Source organism: Pigmentiphaga humi (assembly GCF_900606115.1).
In the GTDB taxonomy this organism is placed as follows: domain Bacteria; phylum Pseudomonadota; class Gammaproteobacteria; order Burkholderiales; family Burkholderiaceae_B; genus Pigmentiphaga; species Pigmentiphaga humi.
Genome location: NZ_UWPJ01000041.1, coordinates 1 through 22,698, shown reverse-complemented (window position 1 = coordinate 22,698; position 22,698 = coordinate 1). Strand labels below are relative to the sequence as shown.

At 66.8% G+C, this 22,698-nt stretch carries 15 protein-coding genes and 1 pseudogene; 7 read left to right on the top strand and 9 right to left on the bottom strand.

Annotated elements, in window-relative coordinates:
- Positions 1–86 precede the first annotated feature (86 nt).
- Together PIGHUM_RS23355 and PIGHUM_RS23350 are read left to right on the top strand one after the other, a co-directional pair.
- Complete coding sequence (locus PIGHUM_RS23355) at positions 87–629, top strand: YaeQ family protein (protein WP_124082128.1); 543 nt, start codon at positions 87–89, stop codon at positions 627–629.
- Positions 630–860: 231 nt separating this feature from the next.
- Positions 861–2,114: a class I SAM-dependent methyltransferase gene (locus PIGHUM_RS23350; RefSeq protein WP_124082126.1), complete on the top strand. Its 1,254-nt coding sequence runs from the start codon at positions 861–863 to the stop codon at positions 2,112–2,114.
- A 1-nt stretch (position 2,115) separates the two neighbouring features.
- Here the strand turns inward: PIGHUM_RS23350 and ypfJ are convergent, their stop codons facing one another.
- The gene (gene ypfJ, locus PIGHUM_RS23345) at positions 2,116–2,964 is read right to left on the bottom strand and encodes a KPN_02809 family neutral zinc metallopeptidase (protein WP_124082124.1); all 849 of its coding nucleotides are present in this window, start codon (positions 2,962–2,964) and stop codon (positions 2,116–2,118) included.
- Between the two features lie 441 nt (positions 2,965–3,405).
- Between ypfJ and PIGHUM_RS23340 the strand changes: the two genes are divergently transcribed.
- The 3 genes from PIGHUM_RS23340 to adeC all read left to right on the top strand — a co-directional run bounded on the left by PIGHUM_RS23340 (position 3,406) and on the right by adeC (position 9,389).
- On the top strand, positions 3,406–4,611 hold the full coding sequence (locus PIGHUM_RS23340; RefSeq protein ID WP_124082122.1) for an efflux RND transporter periplasmic adaptor subunit: 1,206 nt from the start codon (positions 3,406–3,408) through the stop codon (positions 4,609–4,611).
- A 151-nt stretch (positions 4,612–4,762) separates the two neighbouring features.
- Positions 4,763–7,936, top strand: coding sequence for an efflux RND transporter permease subunit (locus tag PIGHUM_RS23335; RefSeq protein WP_124082120.1), 3,174 nt, complete (start codon positions 4,763–4,765; stop codon positions 7,934–7,936).
- Between the two features lies 1 nt (position 7,937).
- Positions 7,938–9,389, top strand: coding sequence for an AdeC/AdeK/OprM family multidrug efflux complex outer membrane factor (adeC, locus tag PIGHUM_RS23330; protein ID WP_124082118.1), 1,452 nt, complete (start codon positions 7,938–7,940; stop codon positions 9,387–9,389).
- 72 nt (positions 9,390–9,461) lie between these two features.
- On the opposite strand, the gene PIGHUM_RS23325 is transcribed toward adeC, so the two are convergent.
- From PIGHUM_RS23325 to leuS, 7 genes are all read right to left on the bottom strand, one after another.
- Positions 9,462–9,653 carry a hypothetical protein gene (locus tag PIGHUM_RS23325; RefSeq protein ID WP_124082117.1) on the bottom strand — a complete coding sequence of 64 codons (192 nt, stop codon included), beginning with the start codon at positions 9,651–9,653 and terminating at the stop codon, positions 9,462–9,464.
- A 333-nt stretch (positions 9,654–9,986) separates the two neighbouring features.
- The gene (locus tag PIGHUM_RS23320) at positions 9,987–11,597 is read right to left on the bottom strand and encodes a THUMP domain-containing class I SAM-dependent RNA methyltransferase (RefSeq protein ID WP_124082115.1); all 1,611 of its coding nucleotides are present in this window, start codon (positions 11,595–11,597) and stop codon (positions 9,987–9,989) included.
- Positions 11,598–11,609: 12 nt separating this feature from the next.
- Positions 11,610–12,032 (bottom strand): CopD family protein, encoded by a 423-nt coding sequence (locus PIGHUM_RS23315; protein WP_124082113.1) that lies wholly within the window; start codon positions 12,030–12,032, stop codon positions 11,610–11,612.
- 322 nt (positions 12,033–12,354) lie between these two features.
- Complete coding sequence (locus tag PIGHUM_RS23310; RefSeq protein ID WP_124082111.1) at positions 12,355–13,620, bottom strand: glutamate-5-semialdehyde dehydrogenase; 1,266 nt, start codon at positions 13,618–13,620, stop codon at positions 12,355–12,357.
- Between the two features lie 34 nt (positions 13,621–13,654).
- A complete protein-coding gene (gene holA / locus PIGHUM_RS23305) occupies positions 13,655–14,632 on the bottom strand; it encodes a DNA polymerase III subunit delta (RefSeq protein WP_124082109.1) in 978 nt (325 codons plus the stop codon).
- Positions 14,633–14,879: 247 nt separating this feature from the next.
- Positions 14,880–15,398 carry an LPS-assembly lipoprotein LptE gene (locus PIGHUM_RS23300; protein WP_246013471.1) on the bottom strand — a complete coding sequence of 173 codons (519 nt, stop codon included), beginning with the start codon at positions 15,396–15,398 and terminating at the stop codon, positions 14,880–14,882.
- 36 nt (positions 15,399–15,434) lie between these two features.
- Positions 15,435–18,095 carry a leucine--tRNA ligase gene (leuS, locus tag PIGHUM_RS23295; protein WP_124082107.1) on the bottom strand — a complete coding sequence of 887 codons (2,661 nt, stop codon included), beginning with the start codon at positions 18,093–18,095 and terminating at the stop codon, positions 15,435–15,437.
- A gap of 149 nt (positions 18,096–18,244) precedes the next feature.
- On the opposite strand from leuS, the gene PIGHUM_RS23290 reads away from it, so the two are divergent.
- Positions 18,245–20,530, top strand: a complete 2,286-nt coding sequence (locus PIGHUM_RS23290) for a UvrD-helicase domain-containing protein (RefSeq protein WP_124082105.1) — start codon at positions 18,245–18,247, stop codon at positions 20,528–20,530.
- Between the two features lie 112 nt (positions 20,531–20,642).
- Here the strand turns inward: PIGHUM_RS23290 and PIGHUM_RS23285 are convergent, their stop codons facing one another.
- On the bottom strand, positions 20,643–20,846 hold the full coding sequence (locus tag PIGHUM_RS23285; protein WP_124082103.1) for a cold-shock protein: 204 nt from the start codon (positions 20,844–20,846) through the stop codon (positions 20,643–20,645).
- A gap of 374 nt (positions 20,847–21,220) precedes the next feature.
- On the opposite strand from PIGHUM_RS23285, the pseudogene PIGHUM_RS23280 reads away from it, so the two are divergent.
- Positions 21,221–22,698, top strand: a pseudogene (locus PIGHUM_RS23280) (hypothetical protein); the annotation flags it as partial.

Here is a 22,698-nt window from a genome sequence, read left to right as displayed (position 1 = left end):
GAAACCGGACCGGACAGGCATCCGGGTATTTTTGTCTATAAGTCTTGGAAGGGCGTCCCAGCGCGAGGCGGCCCGATTGGAAGAAAATGGCTCTTCGTTCAGTGGTTTACAAAGCGGCATTGCAGGTGGCGGATATGGACAGGGGGTATTACGCGGACCATGCCCTGGTCGTGGCGCGGCATCCCTCCGAAACGGACGAGCGCATGATGGTCAGGCTGCTGGCTTTTGCCCTGCATGCGCAGGAGGAACTGGCGTTCGGCAGGGGGTTGAGCACCGACGACGAACCGGACCTGTGGCTCAAGGACCTGACCGGCGCCATCGATATCTGGATCGAAGTCGGCCTGCCGGACGAGAAATGGCTGCGCAAGGCCTGCGCCCGCGCCGCCCGGGTCGTGCTGTATACCTACGGCAGGACCGCCGAGCACTGGTGGCGCCAGAATGCCGGCAAACTGTCGCGTTTGGACAACCTGGAAGTCCTGCGGCTCGATGCCGGAACGACGGCGAAACTGGCGGGGCTGGCCGAGCGTTCGATGCAGCTCCAGTGCAGCGTGCAGGACGGCGAAGCGTGGCTCGGCAATGGCGAACGGGCCGTCCACCTGGTGCCCGAAAAGCTGCATCCGGCGCATTGAACGGGTATTGCGGCAATATCAACCCTTGCCGCCGCAGGGGAATGGCCCGCCGCTATCCCATGAAACCAGCGGGCGTTTGGTGCTAGGATAAAAGAGCAGTACGAAGTGATGGATTTGGTCTACCGAAACGGCACCGACCAAACGGGGGGAGTTACGCCTGGAATGGATCGGGTGCCATAAAAAAACGCGTCTGTTGCGACCGACAGTTGTGAAATACGGAAAACCCTTCTCATGAATGCACTTTTCTCCCAGGCGGAGCGTCAACTCGCTACATTACCCATCCCCATCCAACTGACCATGCCCGATGGCACTCGCCTGGGGGCCGCCAATCCGCGGGTCGGTTTCGTCCTGAAAAGCCTGCGCTCTCTGTCGCATCTCGTGCGGGGCCGTATCGGGCCCATCGGCGAGGATTACGTCGAAGGCCGGCTGGACATCGTCGGCAGTATGCGCGACCTGATGGGCGCAGCCGCGGCGCTGCTCAAGGATTCGCCCGTCAATGGCGAACGTGCGGGATTCCTGTCCGAAATCGGCCGGCGCGCGGCTTCGGTCATGCACCATACGCTGGACCGCGATGCGCGCCAGATCCAGTTCCACTACGACCTGTCCGACGATTTCTATGGGCTCTGGCAGGATCCCCGGCGCGTGTATTCCTGCGCGTATTACCGGGATCCGGCCATGACGCTGGCGCAGGCGCAGGAAGCCAAGCTCGACCACATCTGTCGCAAGCTCAAGCTGCAGCAGGGCGAACGCTTCCTGGATATCGGCGCCGGCTGGGGCGGCCTGCTGCTATGGGCGGCGGAAAACTACGGGGTGGATGCCACCGGCATCACGCTTTCCAAGAACCAGCATGCGCACGTCAATCGCCTGATTCAGGAAAAAGGGCTGCACGACCGCGTGCGCATGTTGCTGCTGGATTATCGCAAGCTCGACGATGCCGAACCCTTCGACAAGATCGCCTCGGTCGGCATGTTCGAACACGTGGGCCGTGCGCAACTCGCCTCGTATTTTTCCAAGATCCGCCGCCTGCTCAAGCCGGGCGGCCTGGCGATGAACCACGGCATTACCGCGGGCGGCACGTATAACGCGCAGCTGGGCAGCGGCATGGGGGATTTCATCGAGAAATACATATTTCCCGGCGGTGAACTGGTCCATGTCAGCAAGGTGCTGGAAACGCTCAGCGACGGCGGACTGGAAGCGGTGGACGTGGAAAATCTTCGGCCGCACTATGCGCGCACGCTATGGGCCTGGAGCGATGGCCTGGAAGCCAAACTGGACGAGGCCTACCGGATACTGCCGGGCGAGCAGGGCGCCAAATCCGTGCGTGCCTATCGGCTCTACCTGGCGGGTTGCGCGATGGCTTTCGAGCAGGGCTGGATTTCTCTGAATCAGGTGCTCTGCCAGCGCCAGGGTATTTTCGACGGCACGCAGCTCGATAATCCCCCGGGCCAGGCCTATCCGTTCCGGCGCGATTACATCTATCGCTAGCCTATAGCGAAGCGGCCGAGAACGTGTCGCATTGGCCCGGGTCGCCGGTTTCCAGCCCGCGCTTGAACCAGCGCACCCGCTGGGCCGAGGTGCCATGCGTGAAGGCGTCGGGCACGACATAGCCCTGCGCCTGTTTTTGCAGGCGGTCGTCGCCGATCGCCGTCGCCGCGTTCAGCGCTTCCTCGACATCGCCGGGCTCGAGTATCTGGCGGCTGCGGTTGGCATGGTAGGCCCAGACGCCGGCATAGCAGTCGGCCTGCAGTTCCATGCGGACCGACAGGCGGTTCGCCTCGGCTTGGCCGGAACGCCGCTGCAGGTTGGCGACGCGTTCGGCCGTGCCTTGCAGGTTCTGCACGTGGTGGCCGATTTCGTGCGCGATGACGTAGGCGCGGGCGAAGTCGCCGGGCGCATTCAGCTTGTGCTGCATTTCCTGGAAAAAGCCCATGTCCAGGTAGACGCGGGCATCGCCCGGGCAGTAGAACGGCCCCATGGCGGCCTGGCCGGTGCCGCAGGCCGTATTGGTGGCGCCCGTATACAGCACGAGCCGCGGCTCGGCATAGCGGCTGCCCGAGGCGCGGAAGATCTCGCTCCAGGTGTCCTCGGTGTCGGCCAGCACGCGCGAGACGAACTGGGCCTGGGGGTCGTCCGCCGGCGGGGCCCCGGCAGACTGCTGGGTCGAGGCGGGCGGTCCGGAGGCCAGATCGAGCACCACCGATGGATCGACCCCGAAATACATGGCGACCAGCGCCAGCACGATAGCTCCTATGCCCAGCGAGCCGCGTCCACCCAGGGACGGGCCGCCGCGCCGGTCTTCGACATTGCTGCTTTTTCGGCCATTATCCAGACGCATGGCGCGTTTCCCCTGATCTGCTGTTGTCCGCACTCGGCGTACATGAGCAAACTATAAACCCAACCTGGCGGGCAGAGGGCTCGGTCTGCCTATTCCGCACCGCTGAAATAGGCTTGTTTACCAACGGGGAAATGCATAAAGACGCCTCGAAAATGTGCGAGCATAGGCACCTCCGCGGTAGATCGGCGATGGGGCGCGGGAACGAAAAACCCTGGCTGAGCAAGGGTTTATGCGGGCTTGACATAGCTTGGCATTGACGCTGCCGATGCTTGAAATTCATACAAACATCCATGAATGTTTGTATAATCGCCCCGTCCTAGAGGTCCTTCGAGCCTGCCACATGCCTCCGGGCGCATGGCCGGGCCGGGCCTTCGTCGTTTCCGGATTTCGATTTCGTTCCGGCCGCATGCGCCGCGACATCCATATGCCTAGAGGAATGCTATGCAACGCAAAAGACGCTCACCCTATTTGCTAGGCGCAGTTTCGCTGGCGACCCTGCTGGCCCTGTCCGCCTGCGGCAAGGGCAACGGTGAGGCGCAGAAGGGAGCGGGGGCTCCCCCTCCCATGGAAATCGGCACGGTCACCATTGCTCCCACCAAAGAGGTCATCGTCAACGAGCTGCCCGGCCGCCTCGAGGCCACGCGCGTTGCCGAGGTCCGGGCGCGCGTGGCCGGTATCGTGCAGCAGCGGGTGTTCACCGAAGGCTCCGACGTCAAGGCCGGCCAGTTGCTGTTCAAGATCGACCCGGCGCCGTTCCAGGCCGACTACAACAGCGCCAAGGCGAACCTGGAGCGCGACGAGGCCAATCTGTACCAGGCGCGCATGCTGGCCGAGCGGTACGAGCCGCTGGTCAAGGCCAATGCCGTCAGCAAGCAGGAATACGACAGCGCCGTGGCAGTCCACAAGCAGGCGCAAGCGGCCGTGTCGGCCACCAAGGCGGCGCTCGATCGCGCCAAGCTGAGCCTGGACTACGCCACGGTTACTGCGCCGATATCGGGCCGGATCGGCCGCGCGCTGGTCACCGAGGGCGCGCTGGTCGGCCAGGGCGAAGTCACGCCGCTGGCAACCATCCAGCGCTTGGATCCCATCTACGCCAACTTCACGCAGTCGGTCGCGCAGCTCAGCCAGCTGCGCGCGGCTTTCGACAGCGGCAAGATCAAGCAGGTATCGGCCAACGAGGCGCGCGTGTCGCTGGTGCTGGACGACGGCTCCAAGTACCGGTTGTCGGGCAAGCTGCTGTTTTCCGACGTGACGGTGGACCAGAGCACGGGCCAGGTAACGCTGCGCGCCGAGTTCCCCAATCCCAAGATGGTCCTGCTGCCGGGCATGTATGTCCGCGTCCAGGTCGAGCAGGGCGTGGACGAGGCGGCGATCACGGTGCCGCAGCAGGCGGTGCAGCGCGGCGCCAACGGCGACGCCTCGGTCCTGGTGGTCGGCGCCGAGAACAAGGTGGAAGCGCGTCCGGTCAAGACCGGCGCGGCAGTGGGAGACCGCTGGATCGTTACGCAGGGGCTGCAGGCCAACGACGTCGTCATTGCCGAAGGCTTCCAGAAAGTACGCCCGGGCGCGCAAGTCAAGCCCGTGCCGTGGAAGCCCGCCGCAGCGCCGGCGGCAGGGGCGCAACCCGCCCAGGCCGGCAAGCCGTGATCCGTATGGCGCCGCGGGGGCGCCGCATCCGCGGTGCGCGGGCCGGCGGGCATGGCTGCGACCGAGGCGTGGGCCGGGACACCCGGACCGCTTCGCCGTCGCGGCGGATGCCGCCGGACCGCCCTAAGCATCTCTAAGAGAGTCACCAGACATGTCGCAATTTTTCATTAACAGGCCGATCTTTGCCTGGGTGGTCGCGCTGTTCATCATCCTGGCGGGCGTGCTGGCCATTCCCAACCTGCCGGTGTCGCAGTACCCGGCGGTGGCGCCTCCCGTCATCTCGGTGTCGGCGACCTATCCCGGCGCATCCGCCGAAACCGTGGCCCAGTCGATCACCAGCCTGATCGAGGACGAGCTCAACGGCGCGCAAGGCATGATGTATTTCGAGTCGCAGAGCAACTTTGGCCGCGCCGAAATCGACATCACCTTCGCGCCGGGCGTCGATCCCGACCTGGCGGCGGTGGACGTGCAGAACCGCATCAAGCGGGTCGAGTCCCGCCTGCCGCAATCCGTGCTGCAGCAAGGCCTGCGGGTGGAGAAGGCCAGCACCAACTTCCTGCTGGTGCTGACCCTGTCCTCCGAAAGCGGCGAGACCGACGCCGTGGGGCTGGGCGACTACCTGACCCGCAACGTGCTGAGCGAAATCCGCCGTATCCCGGGCGTGGGCCGGGCGCAGTTGTTCGCCTCGCAGCGGGCCATGCGCATCTGGATCGACCCGGCCAAGCTGGTGGGCTTCAAGCTGTCCACGGCCGACGTCAACGCAGCCATTGCCGGCCAGAACGTGCAGCTGCCGGCCGGCGCCATCGGCGACCAGCCCAACTTCCCCGACCAGCAGATCACGGCGAGCATCTCCGTGCGCGGCCAGCTGGCCACGCCCGAGGAGTTCGGCAACATCGTGCTGCGCGCCAATCCGGACGGTTCGTCCGTGCGCCTGCGCGACGTGGCGCGCATCGAGGTCGGCGCCGAAACCTACGCGTTCTCGTCGCGCCTGAACGGCAAGCCGACCGCCGCCGTGGCCGTGCAATTGGCGCCGGGCGCCAACGCGTTGTCGGCGGCCGAGGGCGTCAAGTCCAAGATGGCGGAACTGGCGGCCTATTTCCCTCCCGACTACAAGTACGACATTCCCTACGACACTTCGCCCTTCGTGAAGGCGTCGATCGAGAAGGTGCTCCACACCCTGGTCGAGGCCATGGTGCTGGTGTTCCTGGTGATGTTCCTGTTCCTGCAGAACTTCCGCTACACGCTGATTCCCTCCATCGTGGTGCCGATCTGCCTGATGGGCTCGTTCGCGTGCATGCTGGTCGCCGGGTTCTCGATCAACGTGCTGACCATGTTCGGCATGGTGCTGGTGATCGGCATCCTGGTGGACGACGCCATCGTGGTGGTGGAGAACGTCGAGCGGATCATGGTCGAAGAAGGATTGCCGCCCAAGGAAGCCACCCGCAAGGCCATGGGCCAGATCAGCGGCGCCATCATCGGCATTACGCTGGTCCTCACGGCGGTGTTCCTGCCGCTGGCCTTCATGAGCGGCTCGGTGGGCGTGATCTACCGGCAGTTCTCGCTGGCCATGGCCACTTCCATCATGTTCTCGGGTTTCCTGGCCCTGTCGCTGACGCCGGCGCTGTGCGCCACGCTGCTCAAGCCGATCGCCAAGGGCGCACACGACGAGAAGAAAGGCTTCTTCGGCTGGTTCAACCGCAGCTTCAACCGGACGGCGGACGGCTACCAGAACTGGGTGGGGCGCATCCTGGCCAAGACCGGGCGCTATATGGTGATCTACGTGGCGATCCTGGCGGTGATGGCCTATACCTTCCTGCGCCTGCCGTCGTCGTTCCTGCCCGCGGAAGACCAGGGCTACGTGATCACCGACATCCAGACGCCGCCCGGCGCTTCGGCCAACCGCACCCGCGAGGCGGTCGAGGCCATGGAGGCGCATTATTCCGAGCGGCCCTCGGTGAAGGCCATGATCACCATTCTGGGTTTCAGCTTCTCCGGCATGGGCCAGAACGCGGCATTGTCGTTCGCGACGCTGAAGGACTGGTCCGAGCGCGGCGCGGATGAATCGGCGCAGGCCGAGGCGGCGCGCGCCAACGGCAGCTTCTTTGCGCGCATCAAGGACGCCATGGTGTTCTCGATCGTGCCGCCGGCCATTCCCGAACTGGGCAACGCGACCGGTTTCACCTTCCGCCTGCAGGACCGCGGCGGCCTGGGCCACAACGCGCTGCGCGACGCGCGCGACCAGTTGCTGGGCGCCGTCGCCAAGAGCGACGTGATCGCGTATGCCCGCGTCGAAGGCCTGGAGGACGCGCCGGAACTGCGCCTGCTGATCGACCGCGAAAAGGCCAACGCCCTGGGCGTGTCCTTCGATTCGATCCGCTCGGCGCTGTCCACCTCGGTGGGCTCGGCCGTGGTGAACGACTTCATCAACGCCGGACGGGTCCAGCGCGTGATCGTGCAGGCCGAGGCCGGCAGCCGCATGTCGCCGGACGACTTGCTGCGCCTGTACGCGGCCAATGCGAGCGGAGGCCTGGTGCCGTTCTCGGCATTCGCGTCGTCCGAGTGGGCCAAGGGTCCGGTGCAGGTGATCCGCTACAACGGCTATCCCGCCTACAAGCTCTCGGGCGACGCCAAGCCGGGCTTCAGCACCGGCGACGCCATGACCGAGATGGAACGGCTGGTGCGCGAGCTGCCGCCGGGCATCGGCTATGAATGGACCGGCCAGTCGCTGCAGGAACGCGTGTCCGGCGCCCAGGTGCCCATCCTGCTGACGCTGTCGCTGCTGGTGGTGTTCCTGGTGCTGGCCGCGCTGTACGAAAGCTGGTCCATTCCGTTCTCGGTGGTCCTGGTGGTGCCGCTGGGGATCCTGGGCGCAGTGCTGGCGGTCACGCTGGTGGGCATGCCCAACGACGTATTCTTCAAGGTGGGTCTGATCACCATCATCGGCCTGTCTGCCAAGAACGCCATCCTGATCGTCGAGTTCGCCAAGGATCTCTATGCCGAAGGCAAGGGACTGGCCGAGGCCACCATCGAGGCGGCGCGCCTGCGCTTCCGCCCCATCATCATGACCTCGCTGGCGTTCATCCTGGGCGTGCTGCCGCTGGCCATCGCCACCGGCGCCAGCTCGGGCGCGCAGCGCGCCATCGGCACCGGCGTGATGGGCGGCATGATCTCGGCCACGCTGCTGGCGGTGTTCCTGGTGCCCGTGTTCTTCGTCGTGGTGCTCAAGCTGTTCAGGACCAAGCCCGAATCGCTGCACATCATGGGCCACCATGACGATGAGCCTGGACAGGGCGCGGCCGGTACAGTCAAGCATGAAGGAAATTGATATGAGCAAGACACTCATGGCGGCGGCCATCGCCGCGCTGCTGGGCGGATGCTCGCTGATGCCCGAATACGAGCGCCCGGCGGCGCCGGTGGAGGCGGATTTCTCCGCCCACGGCGCCGCGGCGGCCAGCGGGCAGCAACTGGCGGCCGACATAGGCTGGCGCCAGTTCTTCGGCGATCCGCGGCTGCAGCGGCTGGTCGACGTCGCGCTGGAAAACAACCGCGACCTGCGCGTGGCGGTTCTCAACATCGAGATCGCGCGCGCGCAGTACGGCGTGACGCGCGCCGACCAGTTCCCGACTCTCAGCGGCAATGCGAACGGAACGCGCCAGCGCACGCCGGCCGATCTGTCGTATTCCGGCCGTGCCGCGGTCGGCAGCACCTATCAGGTCAACCTGGGCGTGACCGCCTACGAGCTGGACCTGTTCGGCCGGGTGCGCAGCCTGAGCGCCGCGGCGCTGAACCAGTACCTGGCTACCGAGGAAAGCCGCCGCAGTACCCAGATCAGCCTGATCGCCCAGTTGGCCAACGCTTATCTGAACGAGCGGGCCAGCGACGAGTTGCTGGCGCTGGCGGAGCGTACGCTGAAGACGCGCCAGGAATCCTACGATCTGATCAAGCTGCGCTACGATGCGGGCGCGGCTTCCGGACTGGAGTTCCAGCAGGCCGAGTCGCTGATCCAGAGCGCGCGCGCCGAGCACGCCGTGGCCGAGCGCTCCAAGGCGCAGGCCACCAATGCCATCGTGCTGCTGATCGGCCAGCCCCTGCCGGCCGGCCTGCCGCCCCCGCGGCCGCTGCATGAGCAGTCGCTGATGACCGACGTGCCCGTGGGCCTGTCGTCCCAGCTGATCGAGCGCCGGCCCGACGTCCGCGCTGCCGAGCAGCAACTGCGCAGCGCCAACGCGAACATCGGCGCAGCCCGTGCCGCGTTCTTCCCGCGCATTTCGCTGACGGGCTCATTCGGCACCGCCAGCAGCCAGCTGTCGGGCCTGTTCGACAGCGGCTCGCACGCCTGGAGCTTCGCGCCCCAGATCAGCCTGCCCCTGTTCGATGCGGGCCGCAACCGCGCCAATCTGGACCTGGCGGAGGCGCGCAAGAATGTCGCCGTCGCCAACTACGAGAAGTCCATCCAGACCGCATTCCGGGAAGTGGCCGACGCGCTCGACGCCAAGGGAAGCTACGATATGCAGATCCAGGCCCAGCAGGCGCTGGTGGAGGCGTCGCAGCGCAGCTTCGAGCTGTCCGACATGCGCTACCGGAACGGCGTGGAGAGCTATCTGACGCTGCTCGACGCCCAGCGCTCGCTGTTCACGGCGGAGCAAGGGCTGCTCCAGGCGCGTACCCAGCGCCTGAACAACCTGGTGGCCTTGTACAAGTCCCTGGGCGGCGGCTGGGAAGAAAACACCGTCGTCTCCACCCAGCAACCCGCTGCTGCGGCCACGGTGCGCCAATAGGGCGCCGGCCCCGCGGCAAAAAAAACGCCCCGGCTCCGAAGAAAGGAGCCGGGGCGTTTTTTGTACTGATCCTTAGCCGTTGACGTATTGAACGTTGTAGCGGCGGGCGTTGGCCTTCAGCGTGGCGATGAACTCCAGGACCTTGACGGCGCCGTTGCGCAGGGCCGAGAACGGCTTGGGCTGGTCGAACTCATTGGCCAGCTCGTCACGGATCAGCTCGCGCTCGAGGGTGTCGGTCAACTTGCTGTCTTGAACGTATTTCATGCTGGTTCCTTTCACTTGATTGCTAGGTGGTGTCACCTAGGTAATAACCCTATATTAGGGGAAACCCCAGGGTCTGGCAAGTGTGTGTACCCAATTCCCCACAGATTGGGGGGACGCGCGCACGAATTCGACACGGCAGCCGCAGAAGGCCTCGTTGGTAAAAAAAATGGATTTTGACCGAGGAAACCGCGGATCTGGCTTCGCCAGTCCGCCGGCTTCGCCCCTCTGGGCCCGGCGCCGGGCCGCCCCAAGGCGGGCCCAGGCCCCCTTGGGGGGCTGCCGCGTAGCGGCTGGGGGCCTACCATTCTGGGCGCGCGTAAGCGCGTAGGGGGGTTACCTATACTGACCCTGGACCAGCTGGAAGCCGAACAGCCGGCAATCCAGGGCGCCGTTGTAGATGGGGGTGCGGCGGAACGGATCCAGGCGCAGCTTCTTGGGCAGGTCGAAGTCGCTGGTGATGACGTGCAATTGCCAGCCGCCGAATTCGCGTTTCAGGGTGCTGGCCCATTCCGTCCACAACTGGCGGTCTTCTTCCAGGTCCAGGCGTTCGCCGTAGGGCGGATTGGTGATCAGCCAGCCGGCCTGGTCGTCCAGCGGGCAGGTGTCGCGCGCGTCGGCGACTTCGAAATACACGGCCTCGTCGGTCAGGCCTGCGCGATGGGCGTTGTCGCGCGCCGCTTCGATCGCATGCGGGTCGATGTCGGCGCCGGCCATCTGGATGGGAAGTTCCGGCAGGATGCGGGCGCGGGCGTCGTCCTTGAGGTCGCGCCAGTGGCGCGCCTGGTGGCCGCGCAGCCGCTCGAATGCGAAGGGCCGGGAGATGCCGGGCGGCACGCCAAGCGCTTTGAGCGCCGCTTCGATGAGAATGGTGCCGCTGCCGCAGAACGGATCGATGAGAGGCACGTTGCCCGGCCAGCCCGACAGCGCCAGCAACCCGGCCGCGAGATTTTCGCGCAGCGGCGCTTCGCCTTTGTCGAGCCGCCATCCGCGCTTGAACAGCGATTCGCCCGAGGTGTCGAGATAGAGCGTGGCGCTGGTCTCGTCCAGAAAGGCATGGACGCGGGCATCGGGCCGCACGGTGTCGATGCTGGGGCGCTCGCCTTCGCGTTCGCGCAGCCGGTCGCAGATGCCGTCCTTGACCCGCAGATTGCAGAACTGCAGGCTTTTCATGGGACTGCGCACGGCCGAGGTGTCGACGCGCAGGGTCTGTTCCGCGCCGAACCAATGTTCCCAGGGCGTGGCCCGGGCCAGTTCCAGCAGCTCGTCTTCGTTCTGCACCGGGCCATGGGCGACGCGGACCAGGATGCGGGTGGCCAGCCGCGAATGCAGGTTGGCGCGCATCATGCCGGTCCAGTCGGCGGTGAAATGGACGCCGGCGCGGCCCGGATGGGCGTCGTCGAAGCCCAGGGCATGCAATTCGTCGGTCAGTGCGTGTTCCAGTCCCAGGGGGCAGGGAGCGAAGACCGCGAAGTTTTCCCCCGGACGGGCGATGACGTGCTGGCGCGGCGCGGCGTCCGCGGCAGGGCGGCGCTCGCGCGGGCGTCCGGGGCGCGGTCCGCCGGTTTGGGCATTGCCGGCTTCGTCGCGCCGGGAGCGGTAGGCGGCGTCACCGCCGCCTTCGTCCGGACGGCGCCGGGAGGAGGAGAGGGGCCGGTCTTCGCGCGAGCGTGGCCGGTCGGAACGTTCTGCCGGAGCACGGCGGCCTGGAGGCGTTGCGCGATCCCCGGGGCGGGGCCGCGAAGGCGCGGCGTCGCCGCGCTCGCCGGCCGGCGCCTCGGCGGAGCCCTGCTTGCCGGTTTCCAGCGCGGCGCGCGCCACGCGATGCGCGCGCGCGCCCGAGCGGACACGCCTGTCGGCGCCGGACGAATCCTCGGACGGGCGCGTAGCGCGTTCGCCGGGGCGGGTGTTCAGCGTCAGTTTTTTGCGCTCGGGAGTATCGGACAAGGCGGGCTCGGATCAGAAAGGTTTGACGACGACGAAAATGGTGGCGGCCAGCAGCAGCAGCACGGGTACTTCATTGAACCAGCGGTAGAACACGTGCGACCGCGCATTGCGGCCGGCTTCGAACTTGCGCAGCAGGCTGCCACAGGCGTGGTGATAGCCCAGCGCCAGCAGGACCACCAGCAGCTTGGCGTGCATCCAGCCATTGCCCGGACCCATGCCGATGCCGTAGCCCACGTACAGCCACAGGCCCAGCAGCAGAGCCGGCACGGCCAGCATGGTGGTGAAGCGGTACAGGCGGCGCGCCATGCCGAGCAGGCGCGTCGCCGCGGCGGCATTCGTTTCCTGCGCCAGATTCACGAAAATCCGCGGCAGGTAAAACAGCCCCGCAAACCACGACGCGACGAAAACAATATGAAAAGCCTTTACCCACAGCATACGAGATTCCTCATGATGGTCATGCCAAGCCCAGCCCGCGATCGCATAAAAACAAAAGAACGCGCTGCCACAGTTCCAAACAGTTTGCCCAGATCCAGGAAGCGGTGGATCCGGCTTTGCCGGTCCACCCGCTTCGCCCCTGGGCCCGGCGCCGGGCCGCCCCAAGGCGGGCCCAGCCCCCCTCGGGGGGCTGCCGCGTAGCGGCTGGGGGCCCACCATGCCCCGGCGCCGGGCCGCCCCAAGGCGGGCCCAGGCCCCCTCGGGGGGCTGTCGCGTAGCGGCTGGGGCCCACCATGCCGGGCGCGCGTAAGCGCGTAGGTGGTCACCTAGTCTGGCCGTCACCGGTCAGCACCCACTTCAGCGTCGTCAGGCCTTCCAGGCCGACCGGCCCGCGCGCATGCAGCTTGTTGGTGGAGATGCCGATCTCCGCGCCCAGGCCGTACTCGTAGCCATCGGCAAAGCAGGTGGGCAGGTTGACGTAGACCGAGCTGGAGTCCACTTCGCGCTGGAAGCGGCGGGCGGCGGACAGGTCTTCGGTGACGATGGCGTCGGTGTGCTGCGAGCCGTGGGCCTCGATGTGGGCGATGGCGGCGTCCAGGTCGTCCACCACTTTCACCGACAGGATGGGGCCGAGATACTCGGTATCCCAGTCTTCCTCGGTGGCGGCGACGGCCTGGGGCACCAGGGCGCGCGTACGCGCACAGCCGCGCAATTCCACGCCATGCGCCGAGAAGGCCTCGCCCATGCCGGGCAGGAAGGCCGGGGCAACGTCGGCATGGACCAGCAGCGTTTCCATGGCGCCGCAGATGCCGTAGCGATAGGTCTTGGCGTTGAAGGCGATGGTGCGGGCCTTGGCGAGATCGGCTGCGCGGTCCACGTAGACATGGCAGATGCCGTCCAGGTGCTTGATCACGGGGACGCGCGCCTCGTCGGACAGGCGCTTGATCAGGCCCTTGCCGCCGCGCGGCACGATGACGTCCACGTAGTCGGTCATGGTGGCCAGCATGCCGACGGCGGCGCGATCGGTCGTTTCGACGACCTGCACCGCGTCGGCGGGCAGGCCGGCCGCTTCCAGCCCCTCGCGCACGATGCGTCCCAGCGCGGTATTGGAGTGGATGGCCTCGGAACCGCCGCGCAGGATGGTGGCGTTGCCGGATTTCAGGCACAGCGCCGCGGCATCGATGGTGACGTTCGGCCGCGATTCGTAGACGATGGCGATCACGCCCAGTGGGACGCGCATGCGCGCGACCTGCATGCCATTGGGCCGCAGGCGGGTCTCGGTCAATTCGCCGACCGGATCGGGCATGGCGGCGATCTGTTCCAGGCCCGTCGCCATCAGGCCGAGCGCCTTGTCGGACAGTGTCAGCCGGTCGACCAGCGCGGCATCCAGTCCGCTGGCCCGGGCCGCCTGCAGGTCTTTGGCGTTTTCTGCCTGCAGCCACGTCTTGCGGGCCCGCAGCGCCTCCGCCATGGCGCGCAGGGCCGCGGCCTTGGTGCGGCCGTCGGCGCGCGCCACCACGCGCGCGGCGGCGCGCGCGTGGCTGCCGATCTGGCGCATGATCTGGTCGAGGGGAAGTGTCTGGTCCATAAGTATTCCAATGCCTTGCGACGGCGCGCGGCGTTCAGGCCGCCAGCCGCAGCGCCAGGCGCGTGATTTCGTGCCAGGGGTCCTGCAGCCGTCCGGGAACGCGCAGGCCTTTGATGATCTTGTCCACCTCGTGCGCGTGGTGGACCGCCGCGGTCCAGGCCTGCGGCGGCATCCGCCGGAGCGCCTGGTTGGCGAGCTGCTCGTGCGTACCGAAAAACCGCAGCGTGCGCATCAGCGCCGGCACGCTCTGGCCTTGCTGGCCGGCCTGGGCCAGCCGCGCCAGCAGGCGGATTTCCTCGCCGACCGCCCACAGTACCAGCGGCAGCGCCTCGCCTTCGGCGCGCAGCCCGTCGATCAGCCGGACCACCCGCTGGGCATCGCCCGCCAGCATGGCGTCGCGCAGCTTGAACACGTCGTAGCGCGCGACGTTCATCACGGCTTCCTGGACCTGCTCCAGCGTCAGCGCGCCTTCGGGATAGAGCAGGCCGAGCTTGAGGATCTCCTGGTGCGCCGCCAGCAGGTTGCCTTCGACACGGTCCGCCAGCCATTGCAGCACCTCGTTGCCGGCGCGCTGTTTCTGCCTGGCCAGGCGCTCGCCTATCCAGCCCGGCAGCATGGGCCGCTCGATGGTCGGAACCTCGATCACCTTGCCATGCTGGGCCAAGGCCATGAACCAGGCGCTGTTGCGCGTCGTCTTGTCCAGCTTGGGCAGCATGACCACCGTCACGGATTCTCCCTGCTGCGCGGGAGCCTGGCGAGCCAGCCGCACGATCACCTCGCCGCCCGACTTGCCCGGCTTGCCGGTCGGGATCTTCAGCTCCAGCAGCCGTTTGTCGCCGAACAGCGAAATCGACTGCGACCCGGCCAGCAGCGCATTCCAATCGCTGCGGGCATCGGCCACCACCGTCTCGCGCTCCGTAAAGCCTTCCGACGTCGCCGCCGCGCGCAACGCGTCGCAAGCCTCGATCACCAGCAGCGGCTCATCGCCCGTGACGGTATGAAGCGAGTTCATGTCCCCCCCCTACGCGCTTCGCGCTCCCCCCAGGGGGCGATGCGGGTGGACCGGCGGAGCCGGATCCACCGCATCCTGGGTTGAGCCGCAACATTTTGTGTTGCAGCACTGGGGTGTGGCCGCCGTTCATTTCGATGTGCTTGCGATCGAGATGACGCCTCCCGACCCAGGGCACAGCGGATCTGGCTCCGCCAGTCCGCCAGTGCCGCCCCCTGGGGGGCGCGCGTAAGCGCGTAGGCGGGGGCTTTCATATTGCGGCCATGCGCCGCAGCACCTGCTGCACCGCCTCGTTCTGCATGTCACGGTAGAGCAGGTTGGCTTCGCTGTCCTTGGCCAGGGTGTTGGCGTCGGCGAAGGTGATGTCGCGCTTCAGGGCGATGGTGGTGTCGGGGATGTATTCCCGGCCGTTGCCCTGCACGCGGAAGCTCAGCAGGTAGCGCAGCTCGTACTCGCGCACGCGTCCGGCGGCGTCCAGCGTCAGGATGCTGCGCTCGCGGGTTTCACTCAGTATCTGCAATTGCGCCTGGGCCTGGCGCGGGTCCTCGACCACCTGGGTGTTGGTCGTATTGCGCACATATCTGCGCAACTGCGCGCCCATTTCCGAGGTGTCGCTGGCGCCGATGTACAGGGTCGAGAACGGCAGGTTCGCCGTGCCGCGCAGCGCAAAGCCGCAGCCCGTCAGCAGCGCCAGGCCGCCGGCGCCCGCGGCCGCCCGCAAAAAGCGCCGCCGCGCGTCAGCCATATCGGAAAAAGACCACGGTTTCATGCGCATTCCTAGATGATGAGACCTGTGGGGAATTTCTTACCCCACTACGTTGACCAGCTTGCCCGGAACGACGATCACGCGCTTGGGCGGACGGCCTTCGAGGAATTTCGCGACGGCCTCGTGGCCGACCGCGATGCCTTCGATGGCGGCCTTGTCGGCGCTGCTGGGCACCGACAGCGCGCCGCGCAGCTTGCCGTTGACCTGCAGCATCAGTTCGACTTCGTCGGTGATCAGGGCGGCTTCGTCCAACTGCGGCCAGGCGGCATCGAGCAGGTCGCCGCAGGCGCCGGCCAGGCCGAGGTCGTTCCAGGCCTGCCAGGTGATGTGCGGCACGATGGGGTAGAGCACCGACAGCAGGATGCGCGTGCCTTCGGCCAGCGCCGCGTCGCCCAGTTCGCCTTCGACCCCGGCGTCTTCCAGCGTGTTCAGCAGCTTCATGCTGGCCGACACCACGGTGTTGTACTGGATGCGCTGGTAATCGTAGTCGGCCTGCTTCAGGATCGCGTGGACGTCGCGGCGCAGGGTCTTGACCGCCGGCGCGGCGGCCGACCAGTCGGCGGGCATGCCGCGGCCCAGCGCGGCCTGGATGCGGCCCTGGCTGGCATGGCAGAAATTCCACAGCCGGCGCAGGAAGCGGTGCGCGCCGTCGACGCCCGAGCCCGACCATTCGAGCGTCTGTTCGGGCGGGCTGGCGAACATCACGAACAGGCGGGCGGTGTCCGCGCCCTGGGTGTCGATCAGCGACTGCGGATCGACGCCGTTGTTCTTGGACTTGGACATGGTGCCCACGCCGCCGTAGTCCACCGGCGAGCCGTCGGCCTTGAGCCTGGCGCCGACGATGGCGCCCTTGGCGTCGTGGATGTTCTCGACCTCTTCGGGCCAGAAGTACTCGATGCCGCCTTTCTCGTTGCGGCGCGAATAGATGTGGTTGAGCACCATGCCCTGGGTCAGCAGCTTGGTGAAGGGCTCGCCGAACTTGACCAGCCCCATGTCGCGCATGACCTTGGTCCAGAAACGCGCGTACAGCAGGTGCAGCACGGCGTGCTCGATGCCGCCGATGTACTGGTCCATCGGCATCCAGTAGTCGTTGCGCGCATCGACCATGGCCTCGTCGTTGCCCGGCGAGGTATAGCGCATGAAGTACCACGACGAATCCACGAAGGTGTCCATCGTGTCGGTCTCGCGCCGCGCGGGCTTGCCGCACTGCGGGCAGGCGCACCTCAGGAAGGCTTCGCTCTTGGCCAGCGGGTTGCCGCTGCCGTCCGGGATCAGGTCGTCGGGCAGCACCACGGGCAGGTCCTTCTCGGGCACCGGCACCGGGCCGCAGGCCTCGCAGTGGATGATGGGGATGGGGGTGCCCCAGTAGCGCTGGCGCGAGATGCCCCAGTCGCGCAGGCGGAAGGTGGTGCGCTTCTCGCCCAGGCCCTTGGCGGCGAGGTCGGCGGCGATGGCGTCGACCGCCTGCTGGTAGGCCAGCCCGTCGTACTTGCCCGAGTTCACGGTGCGGGCGGCCTGCTTGTCGCCGTACCACTCCTGCCACGCCCCGGTGGAGAATTCCTGGCCGTCGGCGGCGATGACCTGCTTGATCGGCAGGCCGTACTTCCGGGCGAAGGTGAAGTCGCGCTCGTCGTGGGCGGGCACGCCCATCACCGCGCCTTCGCCGTAGCTCATCAGCACGTAGTTGCCGACCCAGACCGGCACCGCTTCGCCGGTCAGCGGGTGAACGACCGACAGGCCCGTGGGCATGCCTTCCTTGTCGCGCGTGGCCAGCTCGGCCTCGGTCACGCCGCCCTTGCGGCATTCCTCGATGAAGGCGGCCAGCGCCGGGTTGCCGGCGGCGGCGTGCGCGGCCAGCGGGTGCTCGGGGGCGACGGCGCAGAAGGTCACGCCCATGATGGTGTCGGCGCGCGTGGTGAATACGTACATGCGGCCGTCCTGGATCAACTGGCCGGCGGCGTCGCGGATGTCGTGCGTGAAGGCGAAGCGGGTGCCTTCGCTCTTGCCTATCCAGTGTTCCTGCATCAGGCGGACCCGCTCGGGCCAGCCGGTCAGGTTGTCGCGCACCTCGGAGAGCAATTCCTCGGCGTAGTCGGTGATGCGCAGGTAGTAGCCCGGGATCTCGCGCTTCTCGACCAGCGCGCCCGAGCGCCAACCGCGGCCGTCGATGACCTGTTCGTTGGCCAGCACGGTCTGGTCCACCGGATCCCAGTTGACCACCTGGGTCTTGCGGTAGGCCACGCCTTTTTCCAGCATCTTCAGGAACAGCCACTGGTTCCACTTGTAGTACTTCGGATCGCAGGCGGCCATTTCGCGCGACCAGTCTATGCCCAGTCCCATCGCCTTCATCTGCTTCTTCATGTAGGCGATGTTGTCGTAGGTCCACTTGGCGGGCGGCACCTTGGACTTGATGGCGGCGTTCTCGGCCGGCATGCCGAAGGCGTCCCAGCCCATGGGCATCAGCACGTTGTAGCCCTTCATCCGCAACTGCCGGTACATGGCGTCGTTGATGGTGTAGTTGCGCACGTGGCCCATGTGCAGCTTGCCGCTGGGATAGGGCAGCATCGAACACGCGTAGAACTTGGGCTTCTCGGAGCCGTCGGGGTTCTTCGCGTGCTCGGCCGTCAGGTAGGCGTTGGTCGCTTCCCAGTGCTTCTGGGCGGTGGATTCGATCTCGGTCGGAGCGTAGCGTTCCTGCATGGTATCCATGGGCATAGTGAAGAAGGGGCCGGGGCCCTGGGCAAAGCGCTGGCCATCTTGCGGCGCAACCCTAGATTATAGGAGACCGGCCGCCGCCCGGGCGGGGGAGTGCTAGACTGCCAGGCGCTTCCTTCGTTTCCGCCGTTCCCATGTCCCTGCTCGATCATCTCAACGCCCCCCAGCACGCCGCCGTCACCATCGAACCGCGCCACGCCCTGGTGCTGGCCGGCGCCGGCAGCGGCAAGACGCGGGTGCTCACCACGCGCATGGCCTGGCTGATCCAGACCGGCCAGGTCAGCCCGCATGGGTTGATGGCGGTGACCTTCACGAACAAGGCCGCGCGCGAAATGCTCACGCGCATGAGCGCGATGCTGCCCATCAACACGCGCGGCATGTGGATAGGCACGTTCCACGGGCTGTGCAACCGCATGCTGCGCGCCCACTACCGCGACGCCGGCCTGCCGCAGACTTTCCAGATCCTGGATACGGCCGACCAGCTCTCGGCCATCAAGCGCCTGCTCAAGGGCGCGGGCGTGGACGATGAGAAATACCCGCCGCGCCAGCTGCAGCACTTCATCAACAATGCCAAAGAAGAAGGGCTGCGCCATACCCAGGTCGAGGCCTACGACAGCTTCAACCGCCAGATGGTCGAGCTCTACGGCATGTACGACGCCCAGTGCCAGCGCGAGGGCGTGGTCGATTTCCCCGAACTGCTGCTGCGCTGCTACGAGCTGCTGGCGCACAACGCGCCGATCCGCGAGCATTACCAGCACCGTTTCCGCCACATCCTGGTGGACGAATTCCAGGACACCAACCGCCTGCAGTACCGCTGGCTCAAGCTGCTGGCCGGCGGCGGCGCGGCGATCTTCGCGGTGGGCGACGACGACCAGTCGATCTACGCCTTCCGCGGCGCCAACGTCGGCAACATGGCCGAGTTCGAGCGCGACTTCGCCGGCGAGCAGGTCATCCGCCTGGAGCAGAACTACCGTTCGCACGGCCACATCCTGGATGCGGCCAATACGCTGATCCGCAACAACTCGGGCCGGCTGGGCAAGAACCTGTGGACCGACCAGGGCCACGGCGAGCCCATCCGCGTCTACGAGTCCATGTCCGACGCGCAGGAAGCGCAGTGGGTGCTCGAGGAGATCCGCTCGCTGGTCGGCGAAGGGCGGCTGCGCCGCGAGATCGCCATCCTGTACCGCAGCAACGCGCAGTCGCGCGTGCTCGAGCACGCGCTGTTCTCGGCCGGCATTCCCTACAAGGTCTACGGCGGCCTGCGCTTCTTCGAGCGCCAGGAGGTCAAGCACGCGCTGGCCTACCTGCGGCTGATGGAAAATCCGCACGACGACACCGCCTGGATGCGGGTGGTCAATTTCCCGGCGCGCGGCATCGGCGCGCGCACGCTGGAGCAGCAGGCCGACATCGCCCGCCTGCACGGCTGCAGCCTGTACGCGGCGGTGGCCCAGGTGCCCGGGCGCGGCGGCAACAACCTGGCGCAGTTCGCCGGGCTGATCGACCGCATGCGCTTCGAGACGCAGAACCTGCCGCTGCACGAGATCGTCGGCAGCGTGATCGAGACCAGCGGCCTGATCCAGCACTATTTGCAGGAAAAAGAGGGCGCGGAACGGGTCGAGAACCTGCGCGAACTGGTCAACGCGGCCGCGGCCTTTGCGGCCGAGGACGGCTATGCGCTGACCGACGCCGGCAACCTGGCGCAGCCCCTGCCCGATGCCGGCATCGAACTGCCGTCGCCGCTGGCGGCCTTCCTGGCGCACGCGGCGCTGGAGGCGGGCGACAACCAGGCCAGCGAAGGCCAGGACGCGGTGCAGCTGATGACCGTGCATGCTGCCAAGGGGCTGGAGTTCGAGGCCGTCTTCATCACCGGGCTGGAGGAAGGATTGTTCCCCCACGAGAACAGCATTCTCGAGCAGTCGGGCCTGGAAGAAGAGCGCCGCCTGATGTACGTGGCCGTGACGCGGGCGCGCGAGCGCCTCTACCTGAGCTTCTCGCAGACCCGCATGCTGCATGGCCAGACGCGCTACAACATGCGCTCGCGCTTTCTGTCGGAAGTGCCCGAGGAGTCGCTCAAGTGGCTGACGCCCCAGCAGGGACGCGCCAAGGCGGTCGACACCGCGGGCGGCTGGGGGCGCTCGGCCTGGGGCGAGGACGCCGGCAGCCGGGGGGGATTTTCCCGCGCCGGCAAGGACGCGCCCTATATGGGATCGTCGGAAGGCTATTCCAGCCGCCGCACGGTGGACACCGGCGTCGAGATCGGCGGCAAGACTTTCAAGGTGGGGCAGAGCGTGACGCATCCGAAGTTCGGCGAGGGCGTCATCATCAATCTGCAGGGCAGCGGGCAGGACGCGCAGGTCCAGGTGAAGTTCGGCGCGGTGGGGACCAAAACGCTGGCATTGGCCATCGCTAGATTGGAGTAGAAACCCCGGATCGAACGGAGGGCGGCGCATCTGCGCCGCCCATAATGAAAAACCCCCGCCAAGCGGGGGTTTTTGCGTATTTGCCAGCGGCGCGAGCCGCTAGGCGTACGGCTTAGATAGGCTGGATGTTCGAAGCCTGGCGACCCTTGGGGCCGACGGTGATGTCGAACTTGACCTTTTGGTTTTCTTGCAGGCTCTTGAAGCCATCGATGCGGATTTCGGAGAAGTGCGCGAACAGGTCGTCGCCGCCCGAATCAGCCGTGATGAAGCCAAAGCCCTTGGCGTCGTTGAACCATTTGACGGTACCGGTTTCCATAATGTCCATCCTTGACATGAATAACTAGAAAAAAAGCGAGCAAGACAATCAAGGAAAGAGACCAACAACCCGTACCGCAGAGGTAAGCACTTGTACAGCAACTCGTACGCTTGAAAATCATGCCCCGCCGTTATACGGGCTATCCGAAAACCCGTCAACCGAGTTTCCCGCGCAAAGCCGTGGAAACCGCGGTACTACGTGGGCTGGGGCGGGTTTTTCCTAGGGCTGCGGAGGTGATGAGGATTTTTTCAGGCCGCTTTCCGGGCCTCGGAAATTTATTTGAAGATTGAAAGAAACATCATGTAACATGTGTTTCGCTGCAATCGGAGGGGGGCTTCGGTTGCGTTTCCGTCCTCGTCAAAAGAAATCGCGCCATGCCCAAAATCGTGTCTTTGCGCCGTCTGGCCGTTCCCGGCTGGACTGTGTTGTGTTGCGGCGCGCCGCTGGCGGCCTTCGCTCAGGCGGTGACGACAGGGCCGGATTATTACGTCAGCCCCAATACCACGTTCAAGACCGGGGCCAACGGCGCGCCGGGCCAGAATGCCAATGGCGACGGCGGCAAATGCCGATCCGGGCCGGTTCCCGGGACGGCAGGCCAGAATGGTCCGGCCGTCAATGCGGCCGTCACCTACAACCCCTCCGCCAATCCCTATTCCGGCACCATCGTCGCCGCGGGCAGCTCCGGCGGCACGGGGGGCGCGGGCGGCAACGGCGATCCGCAAGGCGAATGCGGCAAGGGGGATTTCGACGGCCGTCCCGGCGGCAACGGCGGCAATGTCCAGGTCACGGTTGCGCCGGGAAGCAGCGCGCCGGCGGGCGGCTATACGGTCGCCAATACCGGCATCGTCGCGTTGAGCCATGGCGGCACGGGCGGCAAGGGCGGCGACAACACGCGCGCCAAAGACCAATACAGCGCCGGCGACGGCGGGGCGGCGGGCAATGCCGGCACGGTCAGCGTCACGAACAGCGTGTCGCTCACGGTCACGGGAGGGCAGACGGCCTTCGGGATCGTGGCGCAGAGCGCGGGCGGCCAAGGCGGCGAGGGCGGCGATTCGTCCAACGGCAAGGCCACCGGCGGCAGCGGCCTGCCCGGCGGAAGCGGCAATACCGTGGTCATCAAGAATACCGGCGACATCACTACCGGCGGCGGCATCGCCATCGCCGCCCAGAGCATAGGCGGCTTCGGCGGCGATGCCGGACTCAATACCAAGGGCTACGGCGGAGGCGGCGGCTACGGCGGCAATGGCGGCACGGTGTCGGTGGACAACAGCGGCAAGCTGACCGTCGGCTCGCCCCAGGCGGCCGATTGCGCCGAAGGCCAGACCGCCGGCTGCAACCCGGCGGGCGTATTCGGCCTGGCCGCCCAGTCCGTGGGCGGCGGGGGCGGCAATGCCGGCGCGGCGGCCGGCTTGAAGGCGCTGGGCGCCAGCGGCGGCACCGCGGGCAACGGCGGTACGGTGTCGGTGACCAACTCCGGATCGATCGCGGTCTACGGTACATCGGGAGTCAGCCTGTATGCCCAGTCGATAGGCGGAGGCGGCGGCAGCGGCGGCATGGCGGTGTCGTCAGGTACGCATACGACGGCCATAGGCGGCAGCGGCGGCGACGGCGGCAGCGGCGGCGCGGTGACGGTGAGCAACCGCGGCGATCTCTGTACCGGCGACGCCTGCGTGGCGGAGCGGGCGGGCATAGCCGACGACACCACCGCGGGTGGCGCGGTGGGCCTGCTGGCGCAGTCCGTGGGCGGGGGTGGCGGCGTAGGCGGCTATGCCGAGGCCAAGGGCAAGACCAACTCCATCTTCGGCGGTTCGTCGGCGGTGGCCATCGGCGGCACGGGGGGAGCGGGCGGCAC

Bases quoted from the DNA above. Each gene is read 5' to 3' on its own strand.
- PIGHUM_RS23340 (WP_124082122.1), top strand. From the start codon at position 3,406: ATGCAACGCAAAAGACGCTCACCCTATTTGCTAGGCGCAGTTTCGCTG.
- PIGHUM_RS23300 (WP_246013471.1), bottom strand. From the start codon at position 15,398: ATGAAACCGTGGTCTTTTTCCGATATGGCTGACGCGCGGCGGCGCTTT.
- ypfJ (WP_124082124.1), bottom strand. From the start codon at position 2,964: ATGCGTCTGGATAATGGCCGAAAAAGCAGCAATGTCGAAGACCGGCGC.
- holA (WP_124082109.1), bottom strand. From the start codon at position 14,632: ATGAACTCGCTTCATACCGTCACGGGCGATGAGCCGCTGCTGGTGATC.
- PIGHUM_RS23325 (WP_124082117.1), bottom strand. From the start codon at position 9,653: ATGAAATACGTTCAAGACAGCAAGTTGACCGACACCCTCGAGCGCGAG.
- PIGHUM_RS23355 (WP_124082128.1), top strand. From the start codon at position 87: ATGGCTCTTCGTTCAGTGGTTTACAAAGCGGCATTGCAGGTGGCGGAT.
- PIGHUM_RS23310 (WP_124082111.1), bottom strand. From the start codon at position 13,620: ATGGACCAGACACTTCCCCTCGACCAGATCATGCGCCAGATCGGCAGC.
- PIGHUM_RS23285 (WP_124082103.1), bottom strand. From the start codon at position 20,846: ATGGAAACCGGTACCGTCAAATGGTTCAACGACGCCAAGGGCTTTGGC.
- adeC (WP_124082118.1), top strand. From the start codon at position 7,938: ATGAGCAAGACACTCATGGCGGCGGCCATCGCCGCGCTGCTGGGCGGA.
- leuS (WP_124082107.1), bottom strand. From the start codon at position 18,095: ATGCAGGAACGCTACGCTCCGACCGAGATCGAATCCACCGCCCAGAAG.
- PIGHUM_RS23290 (WP_124082105.1), top strand. From the start codon at position 18,245: ATGTCCCTGCTCGATCATCTCAACGCCCCCCAGCACGCCGCCGTCACC.
- PIGHUM_RS23335 (WP_124082120.1), top strand. From the start codon at position 4,763: ATGTCGCAATTTTTCATTAACAGGCCGATCTTTGCCTGGGTGGTCGCG.
- PIGHUM_RS23315 (WP_124082113.1), bottom strand. From the start codon at position 12,032: ATGCTGTGGGTAAAGGCTTTTCATATTGTTTTCGTCGCGTCGTGGTTT.
- PIGHUM_RS23350 (WP_124082126.1), top strand. From the start codon at position 861: ATGAATGCACTTTTCTCCCAGGCGGAGCGTCAACTCGCTACATTACCC.